At 46.4% G+C, this 20,307-nt stretch carries 18 protein-coding genes and 1 pseudogene; 11 read left to right on the top strand and 8 right to left on the bottom strand.

The features are described from left to right. Positions 1–19 precede the first annotated feature (19 nt). Positions 20–1,165: pseudogene (locus E0698_RS17490) on the top strand (RtcB family protein); the annotation flags it as partial. Positions 1,166–1,281: 116 nt separating this feature from the next. On the opposite strand, the gene E0698_RS17485 reads toward E0698_RS17490, so the two are convergent. Next, positions 1,282–2,172 carry a shikimate dehydrogenase gene (locus tag E0698_RS17485; RefSeq protein WP_149095944.1) on the bottom strand — a complete coding sequence of 297 codons (891 nt, stop codon included), beginning with the start codon at positions 2,170–2,172 and terminating at the stop codon, positions 1,282–1,284. A gap of 29 nt (positions 2,173–2,201) precedes the next feature. After that, positions 2,202–3,392: an MFS transporter gene (locus E0698_RS17480; protein WP_192512371.1), complete on the bottom strand. Its 1,191-nt coding sequence runs from the start codon at positions 3,390–3,392 to the stop codon at positions 2,202–2,204. 177 nt (positions 3,393–3,569) lie between these two features. On the opposite strand from E0698_RS17480, the gene E0698_RS17475 reads away from it, so the two are divergent. The 3 genes from E0698_RS17475 (at position 3,570) to aroD (ending at position 6,744) form a co-directional block, all read left to right on the top strand. Further along, positions 3,570–4,481, top strand: a complete 912-nt coding sequence (locus tag E0698_RS17475; RefSeq protein ID WP_134911056.1) for a LysR family transcriptional regulator — start codon at positions 3,570–3,572, stop codon at positions 4,479–4,481. A 133-nt stretch (positions 4,482–4,614) separates the two neighbouring features. Continuing rightward, positions 4,615–5,874 carry an MFS transporter gene (locus E0698_RS17470; protein WP_192512370.1) on the top strand — a complete coding sequence of 420 codons (1,260 nt, stop codon included), beginning with the start codon at positions 4,615–4,617 and terminating at the stop codon, positions 5,872–5,874. A 105-nt stretch (positions 5,875–5,979) separates the two neighbouring features. Then, positions 5,980–6,744, top strand: coding sequence for a type I 3-dehydroquinate dehydratase (gene aroD / locus E0698_RS17465; RefSeq protein ID WP_192512369.1), 765 nt, complete (start codon positions 5,980–5,982; stop codon positions 6,742–6,744). Between the two features lie 100 nt (positions 6,745–6,844). On the opposite strand, the gene E0698_RS17460 is transcribed toward aroD, so the two are convergent. Next, entirely contained in the window at positions 6,845–7,417 is a 573-nt protein-coding gene (locus tag E0698_RS17460; RefSeq protein WP_134914445.1) for a shikimate kinase, read from the bottom strand. A gap of 569 nt (positions 7,418–7,986) precedes the next feature. Here E0698_RS17460 and E0698_RS17455 point away from each other — a divergent pair. The 3 genes from E0698_RS17455 (at position 7,987) to E0698_RS17445 (ending at position 10,973) form a co-directional block, all read left to right on the top strand. Then, a complete protein-coding gene (locus E0698_RS17455; protein ID WP_192512368.1) occupies positions 7,987–8,679 on the top strand; it encodes a pectate lyase in 693 nt (230 codons plus the stop codon). A gap of 205 nt (positions 8,680–8,884) precedes the next feature. After that, on the top strand, positions 8,885–9,922 hold the full coding sequence (locus tag E0698_RS17450; protein WP_192512396.1) for a phosphotransferase family protein: 1,038 nt from the start codon (positions 8,885–8,887) through the stop codon (positions 9,920–9,922). 52 nt (positions 9,923–9,974) lie between these two features. Continuing rightward, on the top strand, positions 9,975–10,973 hold the full coding sequence (locus tag E0698_RS17445; protein WP_192512367.1) for a glycosyltransferase: 999 nt from the start codon (positions 9,975–9,977) through the stop codon (positions 10,971–10,973). A gap of 79 nt (positions 10,974–11,052) precedes the next feature. Here the strand turns inward: E0698_RS17445 and E0698_RS17440 are convergent, their stop codons facing one another. The 3 genes from E0698_RS17440 to E0698_RS17430 all read right to left on the bottom strand — a co-directional run bounded on the left by E0698_RS17440 (position 11,053) and on the right by E0698_RS17430 (position 13,655). After that, positions 11,053–11,451, bottom strand: coding sequence for a toxin-antitoxin system TumE family protein (locus tag E0698_RS17440; RefSeq protein WP_134911051.1), 399 nt, complete (start codon positions 11,449–11,451; stop codon positions 11,053–11,055). A 20-nt stretch (positions 11,452–11,471) separates the two neighbouring features. Further along, a complete protein-coding gene (locus E0698_RS17435; RefSeq protein WP_192512366.1) occupies positions 11,472–12,155 on the bottom strand; it encodes a hypothetical protein in 684 nt (227 codons plus the stop codon). Positions 12,156–12,446: 291 nt separating this feature from the next. Then, positions 12,447–13,655 carry an MFS transporter gene (locus E0698_RS17430; protein WP_192512365.1) on the bottom strand — a complete coding sequence of 403 codons (1,209 nt, stop codon included), beginning with the start codon at positions 13,653–13,655 and terminating at the stop codon, positions 12,447–12,449. A 186-nt stretch (positions 13,656–13,841) separates the two neighbouring features. Between E0698_RS17430 and cysK the strand changes: the two genes are divergently transcribed. Together cysK and E0698_RS17420 are read left to right on the top strand one after the other, a co-directional pair. Next, positions 13,842–14,765, top strand: coding sequence for a cysteine synthase A (cysK, locus tag E0698_RS17425; RefSeq protein ID WP_044646611.1), 924 nt, complete (start codon positions 13,842–13,844; stop codon positions 14,763–14,765). A 21-nt stretch (positions 14,766–14,786) separates the two neighbouring features. Next, the gene (locus tag E0698_RS17420) at positions 14,787–15,764 is read left to right on the top strand and encodes an aldo/keto reductase (protein WP_192512364.1); all 978 of its coding nucleotides are present in this window, start codon (positions 14,787–14,789) and stop codon (positions 15,762–15,764) included. A 151-nt stretch (positions 15,765–15,915) separates the two neighbouring features. On the opposite strand, the gene E0698_RS17415 is transcribed toward E0698_RS17420, so the two are convergent. Beyond that, positions 15,916–16,716: a WYL domain-containing protein gene (locus tag E0698_RS17415; RefSeq protein ID WP_192512363.1), complete on the bottom strand. Its 801-nt coding sequence runs from the start codon at positions 16,714–16,716 to the stop codon at positions 15,916–15,918. After that, positions 16,691–18,016, bottom strand: coding sequence for a helix-turn-helix transcriptional regulator (locus E0698_RS17410; protein WP_192512362.1), 1,326 nt, complete (start codon positions 18,014–18,016; stop codon positions 16,691–16,693). Before E0698_RS17410 ends, E0698_RS17415 begins: the two co-directional genes overlap by 26 nt. Before the next feature lie 243 nt (positions 18,017–18,259). On the opposite strand from E0698_RS17410, the gene E0698_RS17405 reads away from it, so the two are divergent. After that, positions 18,260–19,084, top strand: a complete 825-nt coding sequence (locus E0698_RS17405) for a nucleotidyltransferase domain-containing protein (protein ID WP_192512361.1) — start codon at positions 18,260–18,262, stop codon at positions 19,082–19,084. Between the two features lie 85 nt (positions 19,085–19,169). Then, positions 19,170–19,961, top strand: coding sequence for a TatD family hydrolase (locus tag E0698_RS17400; RefSeq protein ID WP_192512360.1), 792 nt, complete (start codon positions 19,170–19,172; stop codon positions 19,959–19,961). Positions 19,962–20,307: the final 346 nt, after the last annotated feature.

Genomic DNA, 20,307 nt, shown 5'->3' with positions numbered 1-20,307 from the left:
TAAAAGTATATGTTGCAATAGTAAAGGTAATGTGATTCAAGCGCTGCTGATGGCGGATCATCATAAAGGCTACAGTCAGCCGATTGGTGGCGTGATGGTATATGACGGACAAATTTCACCTTCGGGTGTCGGGTATGATATCGGATGCGGAAACAAGGCGGTTAGGACCAAGCTGTCCGCAGCAGATATTTTGCCACGTATGTCATCCATTATGGATGAGATTGCACGTCATATTTCCTTTGGCGTAGGCCGTGTAAATGCGGTTCAGGTAGACCATGAGCTGTTCGATGACCCGGATTGGGCGGTATATGCTGCGATTGGGAAACAGGAGCATGACAAGCTGAAATCCTTGGCGAGAGACCAGTTGGGTACGGTGGGAAGTGGTAATCATTTTGTTGACGTATTCGTGGAGGAAGCGACAGGTCAGGTCTGGATTGCGAATCATTTTGGCAGCCGGGGCTTTGGGCACAAAACAGCAAGCGGATTTCTAAATTTGGCGGCAGGACGGGAGTTTCTCGGAAAAGCGCCGGGAGAGCATATGGATCAACCGCCAGTGCTGCTGGACATGAATAGTGAGTTGGGGGATATGTACTACCGTGCGATGCGGCTTGCCGGACGTTATGCTTATGCGGGACGGGATTATGTAATAGATCAGGTGCTTGGTATAATGGGCACCGAAGCGGACTTTGCCGTGCATAATCACCATAATTACGCTTGGAAAGAGCAGCATGATGGACGTGACACGATTGTAGTCCGCAAAGGTGCTACTCCCTCGGCTCCTGGTCAAACAGGTTTTATTGGCGGAAGCATGGGCGATATTTCGGTGATTGTACGTGGGAAGGATACGGTAGAAAATCGCGATTCCTACTATAGTACAGTTCATGGTGCAGGACGCATTATGAGCCGTACGCAGGCAGCCGGTAAAATAAACTGGAAAACCCGTACGCGCAGCGGCGGGCAGATTACGGACTTGCAGATGAAGGAGGCCGTACAGGACTATGGTGTCGAGCTGCGCGGAGCGGGTACGGATGAAAGCCCGTTCGTTTACCGCAAGCTGCGCGAGGTGCTGGACGCTCATGCTGAGACGGTGGAGGTTCTGCATGAGCTCAAGCCTATTGGGGTATGCATGGCTGGGGCCAATGAATTTGACCCTTATAAGGATTAATAAAAAGACTATGCATGGCAGAAGTGTTCATTCGCCGAGCATAGTCTTTTGAGTACATAAATGAGTATATAATAGAAGGAATTCATTGCTTGATGCGTTTGTTAGTAGCTCTATGTTTACAGCTTGTCAGCAAAAAGCTGTTCTTTAATATAAGAGACCGGCATTTCCTGGCCTGTCCACAGCTCGAAGGCAAGTGCGCCCTGCCACAGCATCATGCCCAGACCGTTAATGGCTGTTGCACCTACGGATTCGGCTTGTTCCATCAGCTTGGATTTAGCCGGGCTGTATACTACATCGGTCACGATCAGGTCGGAACGAAGCATGGACACATCTTCAAGCACGCTTTTTCCTTCCAGTGGTTTCATGCCGACACCTGTACCGTTAGCGAAAATATGACTTGTGCGGATCTCTTCACGCAGTTGTTCTTGATCTTCCAGAGGATATATATTCGCTTTGACTTGGGTGTGTTTCATATCTTCATTAATAATACGGACATTTTCTTCTGCACGGGCAAAGAACTGATCGTTGCGGGCAAAAATTGAAATTTCAGCCAGACCTGCTTGAGCCGCTTCAATAGCAATGGGTGTAGCTGCACCGCCAGAGCCGACGAGTGTCATTTTTTTGCCTTTCAGATCAATACCGTGTTCACGCAAGTTACGAACATAACCAGATCCGTCTGTGCTGTAGCCTTTCAGCTTACCCTCCGTGTTCACGACGGTGTTGACGGCACCTGTAAATTTAGCGCTGTCGTCCAGTTCGTCAAGGTACTGCACAATGGCTGTTTTGTTTGGCATGGACACGTTATAACCGCGTATGTTCAAAGCACGCATCCCCCTTACCACTTCTTCCAGTTGTTCATTTCCTACTTCAAAGGCCATATACGCGTTGTTCAGGCCCAGCTTTTCAAACGCAAGATTATGCATAGCCGGGGACAAAGAATGTCCGATCGGTGTAGCAAGCAATCCGATTAATTGTGTTCTTCCGTCAATACGCCCAGCATTTTTCATGATATAAGCCTCCAAGTTATCTGTGTAGTTTAATGAAACACTTTTTTATATCGATAAGCAACAAACACGGCCAGCAAAATACTGACTACGGCAATCGCAATATCCAGAATGAACACGGAAGTAATTCCGAGGCTCTTGGACATGCCCCCGGTAGCTAACGGCATCAGGATGAACGAAAGACTGGCTGCAATGTTCACGAGAGAAGTCGTAGTTCCTTTGTTTTTGCGGAAAAATTCCGTCATAACGGTGAGAGCAATTTGGAATATACCTGCGGTAGACAATCCGATTAAGAACGAACTGATTATCGTAGCGACAGGATTGTGCCATGTAATTAAAGCCAGCAAGGAAAGCAGTGCAATAAACGGATACACAATCATGACGGTAATCGGTTTAATGAATCTGCCAAGCACCACGGCTAACAGAATAACGGAAACCAGCGAACCTATACTATAGTAGCTTAGCAGTTTAATGGCACTGGCTTTCTCCATGCCCAGGGCCTCTTGACCAAAGGTAGGTAGCCATAGCTGTACAATCATGAACAATACAGTGGAAGTAAAGCCGATAATGATCAGAGACAGACCCTCTTGCCAAAACTTAGGTTCGGTGCGGAATGTATCTACTGATTGAGCAGCCTCGATTGTAGCTTTTTGTTCCTCAGCTTTGTGATTGGGGAAGGCTGTCATCGACAAGAAGATACCGCTTAGCAGATAAATACCTGCCGGAATAAAGAAGGAGTAGCCATAGAACATATTGTGATCGATAAAGAATGCAATCATGAACGGAATAACAATGGCACCGATAGAAATGGATGCTTTGACCAAGACGGTTGCAGAGCCGGCTTTTTTTCCGAAACCTTCAATTAATGCGGGATACGTTCCCGAATCCATCATGGAGTTACAAAGTCCTGCGATAATGGCAAATACGAATGCCAACGTATAATTGGGTGCAAGGGGAATACCGATCAGGAAAATTAAATAAGCAAATGATGCAATCACAACGAGCGGCTTTCTTCCGTATTTGTCTGACATTTTCCCGGCTACCCCGAGAGCCAGCAGCTTACCGATCCCGATCGCTGACACCAGATAGCCGATGGCTGCTTTATCCGTGTTCAATTGCACGGTCAGGAAGCTCATATTCGAGGAGAGGATAACATTGATCATACCCAGAAGAAAATAGTTGATGTAAAGCCCTGTTGCCATTCTGATATAAGGATTTTTCATGAGTATAGCTCCCAACTTAAGTTTTAGATCCATGGTCTAATAGTGAAATTATTCACATTGTTTCTGCGTCTTTATTATATAAGGAGTGCTATTATAAATCCAATGCATATTTCTATCGTTTTTCATAGTTTAGGTCTATAATTTAAAATATAAATTAAAGGAGGGAACTACATAATTATGAACCTGAAGCACTTACAATATTTTCGTGTACTTGCAGAGATGGAGCATTTTACCCAAGCAGCTTTACGACTATGTATTACTCAACCCAGTTTAAGCCATGCGATTTCAGAATTAGAAAAGGATCTGGGGGTTCGTTTGTTTGAAAAGCAGGGGAGGAATATTCGGCTGAACAAATACGGACGATTTTTCCTGAAATATGTGGAGCATGCGATGGATGAATTGGAGAAGGGAGAGCACAACTTGCGGGAATTGGTTAGTCCAAGCCATGGGAATGTGGATCTGGCGTTCATTTACACGTTAGGCTCGCACTTCATTCCAGCGATTATTCAGGCCTTCTCCGCCTCGGATGCCCGTAAAGATATATCCTTTTCTTTTCACCAAGGAAACACGAACGATATTATCCAGGGCTTGAAGCAGGAGCATTACGATGTGGCGTTCTGTTCTCACATGGAAAATGAACCGGACGTTGAATTCATTCCGCTGGCTCAGCAGGAGCTGGTCGTTATTGTTTCACCAGATCATCCGCTGGCTTCGCTGGACCAAATCGATCTCAAGGATACGGCGGCTTATCCTTTTATCTTTTTTAACAAGAAAAGCGGTATACGTCCCATTATTGAAAATCTATTCGCCAGAGTAGGAGTTACTCCGGAGATTATTTGCGAGATTGAAGAGGACACGGCGATGGCAGGGCTGGTATCTGTGAATTATGGAATTGCGGTCATGCCCCGAATTTCATCGTTGGATTATTTTAACGTCAAAATATTGCCTATTGTTAATCCCGAATATGAGCGTTTTATCTATCTGGCGAGCATCAAAAACAGGTATTTATCCCCGGCTGTAGTGGACTTTCGGAACTTTGCGCTAAGCTACGGTGAGGAATTTTATTTGAAAACGCATCAGCGTGTCTAAATGTGTGTCTCGCAATATTTAAACTTGATAAATTTAAAAATGTGTTCTATACTTCATCATCGACACAGATGATGTGAAATGATTCACATTAGTGACACCACAAGACTTACTCACAAAAGCAGGTGAATTCACGATGAAACGTTCTTCTTTTCCAGTGGCGACCGGCCTTTATGTAAACTATCTTCTGTTCGGTATGTTTAATATAATGCTAGCGTCACACATGTCCTTTTTAACCGAGCATTTGCATACAGATCAGGCGGGAATCAGTCTTCTGGTATCCGCAATGGGATTTGGCAGGCTGTTTACGCTGTACATATCCGGGGTACTTTCCGACCGTTATGGTCGCAAGCCGTTTATTATAGCCGCAGGGCTACTAATGGCCGTTTTTTTGGTTGGTATACCGCTAAGCCCCAGCTTTGAAATTGCGATGATGCTGGCTGTGCTGGCAGGCGTAGCGAATTCTTTTCTCGATTCAGGCACCTATCCAGCTCTGATCGAAGCTTTTCCTCAATCCTCCGGTTCGGCTACCGTGTTGGTGAGAGGTTTTATATCCATCGGAGCGGCATTTTTACCGTTAATGATTATCTTTTTTATGAATCACGATATTTTTTACGGATTCTCATTCTTTTTACCGGCACTCATATTTGCTCTGAATGCGATTTACCTGTTCAAAATGAAATTTCCAGACATGCGGGTTCAGGCGCCCAAGGAGCCAGTTCACGATACTACCGTGTCTGACGTGGAACAAACGGTAGAGCTAAAAGCAAATGACCGGAGCAAGCCGCGCTTCTGGCAGGAAGGGCTTTGCCTTATTATTCTCGGCTTTACCGGGCCTACCTTGCTGTATATTGTTCAGTTGTGGCTGCCTACTTTTGGGCAGCAGTTTATCGGTATGACTGAATCAGAGTCCCTGAGATTATTAGTCTATTACAATGTCGGTTCTCTCGTCTCCGTATTTGTATTGGTGATTGTGTTAAGAAAGTGGATCAAACCGGTTCACATTATTCTCATTTATCCATGCATTTCTTTGTTGGCTTTTGGAGCATTGCTCCTTTTCAAATCACAGGCAGCGGCCATTATTAGCTCATGTGTCATCGGATTTTCCATTTCGGGTGTGCTTCAGCTGACATTGACCGTGATGAGTGAATTTTTCAGTCAACGTAAAGGACAGATTACGGGATTTATTTACACGGCAACTTCTCTGTCATACACGGTCATTCCTGTGTTTACAGGCTTTCTTTTGAAGCATTCTCAAATATCCAGTGTTTTTATGCTGGCTCTGATTGTGAATGTGGCTGGTATTGTGCTGGCCGTGTTTGTTAATTTCCGGTACAGTACCATTTTTCCATCAAGTCGCAAATTGTCCCCTAAAATCGCGCTTGATCCGGAGTAAGCCAACAAACCGGGCCTAATCATCAGCAGGCTTATTCAGAATGCGTTATACTATGAAATATTGTAAATGTTCGACTTAAAACTGTTATTTAGGAGTGAGTTAGATATGGCAAAAATCGTTAAGGTAAAAGATGTTCTGATCGGTGAAGGAGCGCCTAAAATCTGCGTCCCGATGGTGGGAGAAACGTTGGAGCAACTGAAGGAAGAAGCTGCCCATTTGCGTACCCTCGACCTGGATATCGTGGAGTGGAGAGTCGATTTTTTCGAGCATGTAGAGGATTTGGAGAAGGTTAAGGCTGCCTTGATTGAAATCCGGTCCATCTTGGCGAATATTCCGCTCGTCTTTACGTTCCGCAGCGCCCGGGAAGGTGGGGAAAAGGAAATCAATACAGCGAGTTATGTGGAGTTGAACCGCACGGCAGCCGAAACGGGACAGGTAGATATCATTGATGTGGAGCTTTTTAATGACGAAGCCGATGTGAAGACGCTGGTGGAAGCTGCGCATAAGCATAACGTATCCGTGATTATATCCAACCACGATTTCCAGAAGACACCGCCGAAGGAGGAAATCGTATCTCGGTTGCGTAAGGCGCAGGAGCTGGGAGGCGATCTGCCTAAAATAGCGGTCATGCCGACAAGTACAGCCGATGTGCTGACCTTGCTGGATGCCACCCGTACCATGGCAGAGGAATATGCAGATCGGCCTATTATTACGATGTCAATGGCGGGGAAAGGTGTCGTGAGCCGTCTGACCGGAGAGCTGTTTGGTTCGGCTTTAACCTTTGGTGCCGCTAAGAAAGCTTCCGCGCCGGGGCAGATTCCTGTCACTGAACTGAGAGAGATATTGACGGTACTGCATAGTCATTCTTAAAAGACGCATGGCATTACTGCCAGCAAGTAAGGTACCCGCAGTGAACAAAAAAGGAAGGCCCCCATGTGATAAGCATGCTGGAGCCCTCCTTTTTGTAACTCTAATTCAATCCACGGGTAGGTTCATACAACTCCCAACCCAGATTTAGAGTTTGGATAATATAGTCTGCGACTTCTTCCGCATCCAACTGATCCGTATCGATTTTGGAGTGATTCACCGCGTAAATGTCCTGTCTGGAACGGAAAAGAGCTTCGATTTCCTCCAAATTCTTGTTTTGCAGATTGGGACGGGTATCGATGAGCATCTTGAGTCGATCCTTCCAGGATTCCCAATTTAAATCTAAAAAGAAGACGATAGATGAAGCCAGACAAGCCTGTTTAACCTCTTCTTGTAAAAAAGCACCGCCGCCAACCGAAATGACTTTCAATCGAGTATTGCTGCATAGTTTGAGAATATGGTCTTTTTCAATCTCGCGGAAACCTTTTTCTCCATATGTTTTGAAAATTTCTGTTGTCGGCATGTTGTACTCTTGTTCAATCTCCTGATCAATATCCACAAAGTCCCGATACAGCTTGCGCGCGAGATGGGAACCGATCGTTGTTTTGCCTACACCCATAAAGCCAATGAGCACAATATTCTGTTCTCTTAATGGAATCTCTCTTTTGTTTTGCACCATAACCACTCTTTTCTCACCAGTAATGTTGAGATGTAACGCTTCAAAGCGCTAAATACATAAATACATTATACGTTTATCAAACGTGTCATTCAATAGCATAGATCACTTTAGGAGAAAGGTACAAGATAAAATGGTGTTCATCACCATATGGATGATATTGAACGTGTAAGACGGACGGATTAGTTCATAAAGTAATTTCATGCGTAATTTCTCGAAAAAACAAACTTGTACAAGCATAAAAAAGGCAATATTGTGTACTTAATTGAAAAAAAGGACATATTTTGCCGAAAAATATATTGAAATTACTGGAAGCTGGATTATAATAGAGTTATGCAAATTGTAAATGTAATCGCTGTATTTACAATTTGTGTTTAATTGAATTTGTGTGATTTGACAACTTTGAGCCTAATACCAAGTATACATATGTAAATAATAATATATATTTCACAGACGTGTATTGGTCAATGGGTTCATTGTACGAAGGTGGTGATACGGTCTACGCGCTCTAGTCAACGAAGAATTGTGAGACAGGAATAAAAAAATATCTTCGAGAGGGATGAATTGAAATGAACACAAGCACAGCTAAAGTATTGAAAAAAGGAATGGGTATCTTTTTATCAGGTATGTTGGTCGCTTTATTCGTCGGTAATTATTCTGCTCATGCAGCTCCAGAAGTCGTTAGTAAAACCATTCTTGTAAAAGCCGGAGAAGTATACGATGGTAAGGGGAAGACGGTAGCCGCTGATCCAAAAACCTTGGGTGACGGAAGTCAGGTTGAGGCCCAAAAGCCTATTTTCAAGCTTGAAAATGGTGCAACTTTGAAAAATGTGATCATTGCTGCGCCTGCTGCGGATGGTGTGCATGTGTATGGCAACGGAACCATTTCCAACGTAACGTGGGAGGATGTAGGTGAAGATGCATTGACGCTTAAAGAAAAAGGTACGGTAAACATTACGGGCGGTGGAGCGTTCCATGCATATGACAAGGTGTTCCAAATCAATGCCGAAGGTACGATTAACATTAAAAACTTTAGAGCCGATGATATCGGAAAACTGGTTCGCCAGCTAGGCGGCTCTACTTTTAGAGTGAATATGACTTTGGATAACTCGGATATTTCCAATGTAAAGGATTCGATCCTGAGATCGGACGGTCCTAACAGCACAGCTAAAATTACGAACACTCGTTATCACAATGTGCCACAATTGTTCAAAGGCTTTAAATCCGGCAATACGAGTGAGTCCGGCAATACTAAATATTAATCGGAACAGGATAGGAGCGGGGATGGAAATCGATAGATTTTGATTCTATCCTTGTATAGATTGAAAATAGGGGCTGTCCCACAGATCGTCTGGATCTGATGGGACAAGCCCCTATTTAGCTTTTATTTGTTTTTCACGCCGCGGGAGGATACCGTTGGAACGCTCAAAAGACAAGCCGGGCTTCGTTCAGAACGAGTACTGTGATATGATCTTGCTATTACATTTTATACAAAAAAGTTGGGAAGTTATGAATCTATTTCATCCATATGTGAATGTTGATGGTACTTTGAATGATACGCAGGTGTGGAGTCGGGAAGTTTTATATACAGGTACAAATGGTCGGCATGTTGAACGTTTTTACGTGTCACCTTCTGAGAGCTATGTGTTCAAGCCGTTAACCAATGATGAGCAAGCAGGCCGAGAAAGATGGGTATATGAGCATATACTTCCTTCACTACCGACGGTTTATCCCCGATTGCTTGCCTGGTCTGATTCGGGGGAAGATGGCAGTGGGGAGTGGATGATTTTTGAGGACCTTGGTCCATTAGATCATCTGCATGATGAAGAAGTCATGTTGCAAGCGGTTGGACTTGTAGCAGGGTGGCATGCTTTGCCGCCGGATGGTTTTGTTGGAATGCCACTGCGCGGCCCGAAGCCGCTTATTCAAGACTTGGTTGCTGAGCTGTACATGCGCCAGCTTGATGTGTTGAAGCTTTGCAACTCGTTAGGGGTTCCTAAACAACAGGCTCAGCGTATGTATGCACAGTTGGATCAGTTCGTTTTTTCACCGCAGCTAGTGCTGTCTCATGGTGACCTTCATCCGGGAAACTATGCGCTAAGCGGGGATCGGCTCGTGGTGCTGGATTGGGAGCATACCCATTTGAACACACCGCTTTGGGATGTGTATCATCTGATCGACATGTCCCATCCGTTGTTTCCCCGGCGTATGACGCCCGACTTGCGAATTTGCTTGCTGGACAGGTATTTGGAGCAGATGGAGCTGCTGGGAGCAGGACTGGAGCGGGGCACATTTATGCAAGAATACAGCATGTTTGCCGTGGTATTTTCACTGTGGATGCTGTTGTTAATTGAAAGTGATTTGCGAAAGATCGGAACGAAATTGCATATAAACGGTGATAAATGGTCAAAAGAGCAATTAGAAGCCCAACGGGGCGAGGCGTTAGCCTGTTTGAACCAATGCGCAGCGATGCTGGAATGGGGACAAGTCAGAAGGTGTGAATAAAGAGTTTGAGCTACAGCGTGTGTACAGATCGTAAACAAAGGTGGGAACATATATGAAAAAAGTCGGTTTGGTCATGAGAAAAATACAGTTTGCCGAAGCGCAGGGCCCGCGTATTTTTGCGGAACGTCTGAAGCAGATCGGGCTGGAGTTGGGCGTGGACATCGTATATGTGTCACCGGAGCGCCATGTTAGCAGCCATGACTGGCTTCCCGGTTATGAGCATGAAAAGGGTGATCTTGTTAATTATGACGTGGTACTCGACCAGCTTCATGAGCAGCAGATTGAGGATGTTATTTATACGGTATCCGGCTTTACATATTTGAAAATGTTTTTTAAAAACAGCGTGCTTTTTCCGCACAGTTTTCCTGATCCGGCGCTTACAGGCTATGAGATGATGAAGCCTTTTTATCAGATCGTGGACAAGGCTATTGTGCAGACTGATTTTCTCAAGCAGGAGATGGCATCCAAATTTGGTGTAACCGATGTGACAGTCATCCCGATTGGATTTAATGAGCGGCTGGTGGAAAAGCATTTTGACCCTTCGCAGGTCGTGGAGAATCGGGTGATGTGGATCGGAAGGGATGAAGAGAATCGGCGTCCTGATCTGGTATTGGAGTATGCACGGCATAATCCCGACAAGGAAGTTTACATGGTGTTTGGCGGAGAACGCTATAAGGAAAGCATGAAGAAGTACGGTATCCCTGACAATGTGAAGCTTCAATTTGCGTTGACGCAGGATGAGGTATTCGCGCTGATGAATACGGCCAAAGTATACTGGAGCTGCTCCAAATTCGACACGTTTGCGATGCCGCTGACCGAAGCGCTCGCTATGGGTAAAATCGTCGTGAAGCCTGAGCATCCTTGCTACGGACATATCAGCTCCACGCACTCTTTTTCGGGCAATGAGAAAAACTGGTTCGAGCTGGTCAATATGGCTACCGCCTCACCCCGTCGGGTTTCCACGGAAAATCAGGCGTATGCCATGGAGAAGTTTTCGAGCAGGGTGATGAAGCAGGGGTATCGGGACTTTTTCGAGAATTGGTTAAGCTGAGCAGGTAACGTCGCAGTATTTAAAAGCCATCGTTTGAATAAGTAAAAGGAAGAGGGGGTTACCCTCTCCTTTTTGAATTCTAAATATGTGGTTTGTTGGGGATAATATGAAATAAAAATATACCTTCTACTATGGCAAATAAGCTAGTAAATGAATGGTTAGCAAAGCGGGTTTGGTTCGTTAACTTTGAGTACTCAGGCGGATGAATGTGGTAGGGCTCTGTTGTAGTTTGATAATCCTCATCTTGATGTGGTTCACAGTGGAATTTAGCTAGAACCTGTTTATCGTCTTTGCTAATCCAATCGTAGTAATAGTGTGTAATCACACCGTGTCGTATATGTTCAGTTATGTATAACTTGGAGTCATCTACAAAAACAAGGGTCGCTCGCTGGGCGTAGGCGGTGCTTGTCTTGCCAGTGCTATCTGTATCTCGAACAAGCGAAATGGCATCCCCGAAGGTTCTTTTCAATAACTCCAAGTTTGAAGCAGGATTTCCTATCAATTAGGGCTGATTTCTTGAAGAAAAGCTCGCCACTCTTTACCTTCTCTTGACCATTTAAAATCATTAGACATACTTGGTTCTCCTTTCTCTTTAAGCACATGTTCGAACGAATTACCATATCGTTCTTCATAAAAATTGATCATATCTACAGAATAACGAATGTGATTTATTTGAGATTCGGTCTTATCCATGTTTAACTTGGTTTGGTTTTCTTTGTATAATGTAGCTACTTCCTTCAAGGAAATGTGTTCTCCTGTAGGGGAAATCCACAAGGTTCGAGCGTTAATTCGGGCCTGTTTATTTTTTTCCTCTCTGACGAATCCTACAAATCGCTTTGCGGCAATCCAGTTGTTAATAGTTGATATACTAACTCCAAACATTTTAGCTAACTGCCCTGTCGAATATGAAGGTGATATTTCTTCCTCCGCCAGAGTAAGTATACTAGCGCTTACGTCCTTTAAACCTTTTGTAAGGATATCTAAGTTCTCATCGCCTACACGTCCGAACTGAATGATTTCAGTAATTTCTGATTCCAAGTTTGTAGGTAACGCATTAAATCTCACAGCGATGTTATGAAAAACCTTCAAAATAACTTCTGCTTTCTCCGGGGATCGTGAAGATTCAGTTATGAAGTTTTCAAATATTATTTTATCCTCTGTTGATAATGCCACCATATTCACCTCTTTATGCCTCCATTCTAAATGAACTGCAATCAAACTGCAAGTTAAACTGCAAATAAACTACAACTTCCTATATTTCCATTGTATCTGTCCCCTTTATTTGTATACCTAAAAGATTTGAAAAAAATTAATATCGAAAGTGCGATAAGGTTAGTTTTTATTGGTTTAAAAATCAAAAGAGATCCCTGTGTGACTTATCACAAGAATCTCTTCGATGTTTTGCAGTGCTGATATCAAATGGGTCCAAACTCAATATCTGTAGCCAAGGTTTCTCTAACGAGTTAATCCAATTTAGGATTGTATCCCCGCTACGGCTTCAGATTGAGCAGTTCTGCGGTCGATGACGTAGCTGACCAGCATGAGAAGCAGGCCACCGACAGTGATAAGAGATGCGACCCATGGGATGGCGGCGAGTCCCATTTGATTAATGACGACCCCGCCGATAAAAGCGCCTCCTGCATTGCCCAGATTCAATGCGGAATGGCTGGAGGTAGAAGCGAGCAAAGGAGCCTCATAGGCCAGATTCATGATGCGAACCTGAATGCCGGGCATAATGCCGAACGCGGCAATGCCCCAGATAAAGACAGTGATGACGGCCAGCACCGGGCTTTGTAGCGTGAACGTCAGGATGGCCAAAATAACTGCCAATACGGCATAGTTTGCGATCAGCGACGGCAGCAGTTTCCAATCTGCGAGCTTGCCGCCGACGATGTTGCCGATGGTTACGCCGAGGCCAAACAGGACGAGAATCCACGTAATGCTATGCTCGGCAAAGCCGCTAATGTCGGTCAGTAAAGGCGTGATGTACGTAAAGACGGTGAACAGGCTACCACAACCGACAGCACCTGTGAGCAGCATCAGCAGTACCTTCGGATTAAACAGGCTTCGGACTTCTTGTTTGAGACTGGAAGGCTTGTCCTGATGCATGACCGGAATGTACCGGATGATGCCAAAGAGAGAAATCAGGCCGATCACAACGATGGCTCCAAAGGAAGCACGCCAGCCGAGCTGCTGTCCGATAAAGGTGCCAAAGGGCACGCCGATAATGTTGGCTACGGTCAGTCCGGTCAGCACCATGGAGATGGCACCAGCCCGCTTATCAGGACGGACCAGCCGCGCCGCGATCAGGGAACCCACTCCCAAAAAGGTTCCGTGCGATAACGCGGTAGCCATACGGGCTACAATCAGAAGCTCGTAGTTGGGAGCAATGACGGAAAAAAGATTGCCTAAAATGAATATAATCATCAGCAGGCATAACAGCTTTTTTTGCGGTACCTTGTGAGTCAATACAGTGAGCACAGGTGCGCCAATGGCTACACCAAGCGCGTAACTGGTGATTAGCTGTCCGGCTTGCGGGATGGTAACATGAAGATCCTGGGCTACATTAGGCAGAAGCCCCATAATGACGAATTCGGTCATGCCGATGGCGAAGGCACCGAGTGTCAACCATAGCAAGGAGGGTGGAAAGCGATGGGCTGTCAAATTTTCTTGAGTACTCATAAATGTCTTGTATCCTCCTGAAAAATAGTAATGCGAGTATATCATTAGAAGCCACATCTGGCGACCCATTTGCAAGAATTTTACATACTAAGCAGATAAGATTTATGTATTTTACAAAAGCGACAGGTATGAGCGGGTTAAATATGTTATTTTTATAATATGGACTCATCCAAGGAGGAAACAATGATGACGCTTAAAGTGGTACATAGTATTACAGATTTAATTGGGGATACGCCTTGTGTGCGGCTTCAACGGTTAACCGGACCGCAGGATGCGGAAGTGTATGTGAAGCTGGAATACTTTAATCCCAGCGGCAGTGTTAAGGATCGGGCGGCGGGTAATTTGATTGACGAGGCGGAAAAGGCTGGACACTTAAAGCCGGGTGGAACCATTATTGAGCCGACCAGTGGCAACACGGGGATCGGTTTGGCGATGAATGCGGCTGCCCGGGGCTACCGTGCGATTTTGGTGATGCCGTCGAATATGACGAGGGAACGAATCAATATTTTAAAAGCGTATGGGGCTGAGGTTGTGCTGACACCAGCGGAAGAACGGATGTCAGGAGCGATTCGCAAGGCGCTGGAGCTGGGGGCTGAGATTGAAGGGAGCTTTATCCCGCATCAATTTGAAAACGAGGCCAACCCGGATATCCACCGTACAACGACTGCACTTGAAATTTTGGAGCAGACAGAAGGCAAGCTGGACGTGTTCGTCGCTTCTTCGGGAACAGGTGGTACGATTACAGGAACGGGTGAGGTACTGCGCCAGCATTTGCCGGATCTGCGGGTTGTCGTTGTGGAGCCGAAGGGTTCGCCAGTGCTGTCAGGGGGCAAGCCTGGTCCGCATAAGCTGGTCGGTACTAGCCCGGGATTCGTTCCTGCCGTACTGAATACGGATATTTATGACGAAATCATACAGGTTTCGGATGAGGATGCGATTGCGATGACACGGGCCATTGCTGCTCAGGAAGGAATTCTTGTCGGACCTTCCAGCGGAGCTACAATATGGACGGCAATTCAGGAAGCTCGGCGCTTGGGAGCGGGCAAACGGGTGCTTTGTATTGCCCCGGATACAGGAGAGCGTTATTTGAGCATGGGGATTTTCGGATAAAAAGAGTGAAGGAGGAACAATATGAAGATTATGCCTTTACAGAAACGTGGAATCTCTGATAGTCGTCTGGTTCTGGGCTGTATGCCTTTTGGCGGAGAATGGAGCCAGGCGCCATTTACGCAGGAGCATATTGTTGAAGCAGAAAGAGCGGTGGAAGCCGCACGTTCCATCGGCATTACGATGTTTGATCATGCAGACATCTATCGTATGGGGAAAGCGGAAGAAATTTTCGGTCGGATTTTGAAGGGACAGCCTGGTTTGCGCGAGCAGATCGTTATCCAGTCCAAATGCGGCATTTTCCTGCCAGATGGTACGCTCCCAGGGCGATTTGATTTTTCATATGCTCATATTATGGAGTCTGTGGATGGTATTCTGAAGCGTTTGGGCACCGAATATTTGGACATCCTGCTGCTGCACCGTCCCGATCCACTGGTAGAGCCGGAAGAAGTGGCGGAGGCGTTCAGCAAGCTCAAGGCATCCGGTAAAGTACGGCATTTTGGCGTTTCCAATATGAATGTAAGCCAAATTCGGTTTTTGGAACGCAGTTTAGCCGGTCCGCTGGTGGCTAATCAATTGGAGATGAGCCTGGCGCATTTGCATTTTGTAGATCAGACGGTGCATGTGAATCAGCAGGCAGGGACGAATGTCCATTTTGGCGAAGGCTTGCTGGAATACTGCCAAACGGAGGATATTCAGCTTCAAGCGTGGGGTCCGCTGGCACAGGGACGTTTTAGCGGTGGTTCTTTGGACGGGGAGCCGGAGCATATACGTCAAACAGCAGAGCTGGTGCAAAAGCTGGCTGTTGAAAAGGAAACGACACGTGAGTCCATCGTGCTTGGCTGGCTCATGAAGCATCCGGCACGGATTCAGCCCGTGATTGGCAGCGCCAATCCTGAACGGATTAAGGCGTGTCAGGACGCAGAGCGCCAGAGTGAGCTGATGACCCGTGAGGAATGGTATGAGCTGTATGTGAGCGCACGAGGACAAGCTTTGCCGTAACTTTGGAATGCTTCTCAGCTTGTTATAGCAGGCACATTTTCATGAAAGAGTATGACTTGGTAATACAAACCGTAATTGAATAGGCCCGCCCTTTGTCTTATGGACAGAGTGCGGGCTTTTTTTATTGAACGTATTCATATTTTTTCAGCGGCTAATCCTCTTCGTATCTTGCAAGTGCCCTGGCGGTTGTTTCCTTCATTCGGGAAATGAGCCGGGAGCCTTGGACGACCTTGACGCGTTTGCCGAGGAAACGGATTTTGGACAGTACATATTCATCTTCGTCTGCCTGAAAAGTGAGCGTAATACGATAGGTATCCACATCCTGAACATACTCCACCTCTTTCTCAAAGCAGGAAAAGGCATATAAAATACGGGACATTTCCCCGTTGTAGACAGGAATAATTTCGATAATACCCTGTTCCTTGCGTGACTCCAGAATACCGAGTATACGTTGGGTGAATTTCTCGGTCTCTTCAGGTGAAATTTCCTCTTCGGTGATGGTTACGATGTTAGGCAGCTTGGTGGACATCAGCGCACGGTGTCTGCGATTGTACCAAAGCAGGCTCCATTCCTTTTTGACCATGGAAAATTCCAGTTTATACGGAAAGCCGGACATACGCTCATGAACACGCCCGTTGCGCATTCTGTAGCTCATACAGATACCTGAGCGTGACCGCAGGATGGGACGCAGTATACGCAGGAGCGGATGATAAACCGGGGAGGCAGGGATGCCTGCTTTTTCCCTTAAGCTGCCGTCGACTTCCAGCGGCTCGTCATCTGCGAGCATCAGCCGAAGCTTATCGAGCGTAGACGGGGTAAAAGCCTCTGCCGCCGCCGGATCTGCCAGCATGGACTGGAGCCAGATTCTTTCCTGCGATGTAGTAGCAAAAGCGCCCGATTCATCCAGCCGCGAGACGATTTGGTAGTTAAATATTTTCTCGAATAGGCTCATAATAGGCTTGAAGCTCCTTCCATTCCTGCTTGAATTCCTGACGCAGCCGCTTGGGTTCCAATACCTCACAGCTTGATCCAAAGCTGCGTAGCCATGGTTTAATCTCGGTGATTCCATTCACTGTAATTTCATAGATAAAGGATTCACTTTCTTCCTCCGTGATCGTTCCCCATTGTCCCTGCAACAGCACACGCTCCCGAATAAAGTTGCGTTTGGCACCTTCGGGATTGAAAAAACGTACCCGCACCTTCACGGTGCGCCCGGTATCCACAAGCCAGCTATACCGCATTCTTTCTTCCAACACGGCCAGCAGGTCGGCAAAACGCTTCTCCGACACGGGTTCGCCCTCCACCAATTGTGTCATGCCCTCCATGCGGAACTTCATGATTCCTTTGCCCCCCACCTGACCCAGCACATACCAACGCCCGTATTGATGATCATAGATGACTTGCAAGGGAAGAATGGTGTGTTCACGGCCTTCGGTTTCTTTTTCAAACAGCGGATTTGTGTTCTGTGACCCGTACATGCTTCGTTTGGCCGCCGAAAAGTACAAAAAAGTCACACAGCGATGTTGCCGAATGGCATGAAGAAGCGGATGAACATGCGCCTCATCCAGAATACGCGAGTGATAGTGGTATTTGTATAAAAAAGGTTCCACCATCTCCTGATCCCCGGCTTGACGACGTATAGCTTTTTTTAAAAGATCGCGCAGCAGATATCCCTGTACAGAGGGGAGGTGCGTATTTGCCATAATGTCCACAAAGTCATACAGGTCCAGTAATTCCTCGTCCGTCAGTCCAGTGACCAGATCATTGCGAACAGCATAGCGGTAAGGTCTGCCGCCGGGCTCCTTGCGAACCACGCCGACTTCGACCAGATATTTCAGGTCCGAACGGATCGTTTTTTCATCCGGTAGCGTACTGTCGGGAGGCAGCCCGTCGCAGCAGGCATCCAGCAGTTCCATGGTGGTCAGCGGTTGTGACTGTAGCGCTGTCAACAGAAGGGCCAGGCGGACGCTTTCCGACTCCTTGAGCGATTTGGCCCGAAACAGGAATAGCATTAGTGGATCAGCGGATTCATAGTAGTTGAAGCGCAGCATTTCATTGAAGTCATGTCCCTGCTCCGCTGGTAACTGCTGCTGCACGGATTGAACGATTTCTTTGAGACGCCGGATCGTTTTATCAAAGGTATGTACGGAAATGCCCAGTCTGTCTGCAAATTGCTGCCGATTATAAGCGCCGCTCGTCAGTGTCAGCATGCGCAGAAATTGAATTTCTTTATCAAAGCTCTCTCTCGCCATGGCGGATTCCCCGTTTCTGTTGCCGTTCTGCGAAAATAATTATCCCTTTATTTTAACAGGGAAGAGATGAAGGAAAAAGGGAATTTATTCATCCTTGTAATACTTTCGCCATGTTCGTGGCAAGCAAAATAAAGGATGATATACATACCAAGTAGAATCCGTCAGCCAAGCCGGAGCGTAGAATGAATGCAGCATATTCAGGAAATATCAAAGTATACAATCGGTGGTTAGGGAGGGAATAGCATGACAGATATTAAACATGAGCGGGATTCAATTAAACCGGAAATGCGTGATACGATATTACAAGAGCTACGCGCTTTGGAGCAGGAGGAGCAGGTGCGTATTGTATATGCCTGTGAATCAGGCAGTCGGGCGTGGGGATTTCCTTCACAGGATAGTGACTACGATGTACGTTTTATTTATGTAAGGCCGGTGGAGTGGTATTTGTCCATTTTTGATAAACGGGATGTGATTGAGCGCCCGATCAGCGATTTGCTGGATATCAACGGCTGGGATTTGAAAAAGGCGCTCAGTCTGTTTCGCAAGTCCAATCCGCCTTTGCTGGAATGGTTGCAATCCCCGATTCCCTATCTGGAGCCATATTCAGTGGCAGAGCAAATTCGCGCTATATCGCCGTTAACTTTTTCGCCTAAGTCCTGTATGTATCACTATCTGAATATGGCGCGGGGAAACTATCGGGATTATTTGCAAGGAGAACAGGTGAAGATTAAAAAGTATTTTTACGTGCTACGCCCGTTGCTGGCCTGTGGCTGGATTGAACGCTATAACAGCATGCCTCCGATGGAATTCGAGGACTTGCTGGGGGAATTAATTCCGGCAGATACAGAGCTTTATCAGGTGATCGGACATTTGCTGCAACGTAAAAAAGCGGGCGAGGAACTGGATATTGAGCCACAGCTTTCTGTGGTCAATGATTATATCCAGCAGCAAATGGCTTATTTTGAACAAAAGGCACCTTTGCTCCAGCATATGGAGGGTGGACGTGATCAGCAACTGGATGATTTGTTCCGTGCTGCGGTGAAGGAAGTATGGCAAGCCGATCTGTAAAGACTGGTTCGTTGACTATGAATCGGGAGAAATAATGGTATGGGAACATGGTCCGAGATTATCGTTTTATAAAGGAGGAACTGAAATGGGCACGTCACTGATTGATATTGGTGTAAATCTGATGCATCGTTCGTTTCATGAGGATCGGGAGCAGGTGGTGGAGAGAGCGGCAGTCGAAGGGATTACACCGCTGATTATTACCGGGACAAGTGTCCGCAGCAGCCGGGAGGCTTCTCAGTATGCGGCACGTTATCCCGGCAAGCTATATGCGACGGCTGGTGTGCATCCCCATGATGCCAAAGACTGTACCCCGGATACGATTCAACAGCTCTGTAAGCTGGCGGGTCAGCCGCAGGTCGTAGCCATCGGGGAATGCGGACTGGATTATAACCGCGATTTCTCTCCGCGTGATGTGCAGCGTCAATGGTTTAGGGAACAGATGAAGCTGGCTGGCGAGCTGAAAATGCCGTTATTTTTGCATGAGCGGGATGCGCATGAGGATTTCGTGGCTATGCTACGGGAGCATCATGGGTTGGTAGATAAGGCGGTGGTGCATTGCTTTACCGGAACTGCACAGGAGCTGCACACGTATGTAGATATGGGATTGTACATCGGTATTACAGGCTGGATCTGCGATGAACGACGCGGGAAGCATTTGCGTGAACTGGTCAGGGATATTCCACTGGACCGTCTGATGATTGAAACGGATGCTCCATTTCTCACCCCGCGTAATTTACCTGTAAAGCCGAAGGAAGGGCGCAATGAGCCGATCTATCTCGCACATATTGCCGCTACGGTTGCAGAATGTACAGGTCGAAGCATCATGGAGATTGAAATCGCGACGACGGAGACGGCAAAACGTTTTTTCGGATTGTAGGATTGTCAAAGCAATAGATGTGGTGTACATTATAGTGAATTAAAAAGCATTGTCGGGAGCTTGAGAAAGTCAGGCTGAGAGGGTGGCCCTTGCCATCGACCGTGAAATCTGATCTGGGTAATGCCAGCGTAGAGAAACCTAGAACACTATACAGGAATGCCGCTTGTTTTGCGGTTGTCGATAGATTCAGTGGTTCGGTTCATATCTTATAATCAAGTTAGACGGCTGCGCTTGGGCTACTGGTTATATGAGGCATATCGACGAATGATGTTTTGTATGGTGATCCACCTTTTACTGCGCATAAAGCTTGCCTGGAGATTCAGCTCCGGACAAGCTTTTTTTCATG

Source organism: Paenibacillus sp. 23TSA30-6, from assembly GCF_014858585.1.
GTDB lineage: Bacteria > Bacillota > Bacilli > Paenibacillales > Paenibacillaceae > Paenibacillus.
The sequence above is the reverse complement of the archived record's forward strand: the minus strand, read 5'-3'. Positions and strand labels throughout refer to the sequence as shown.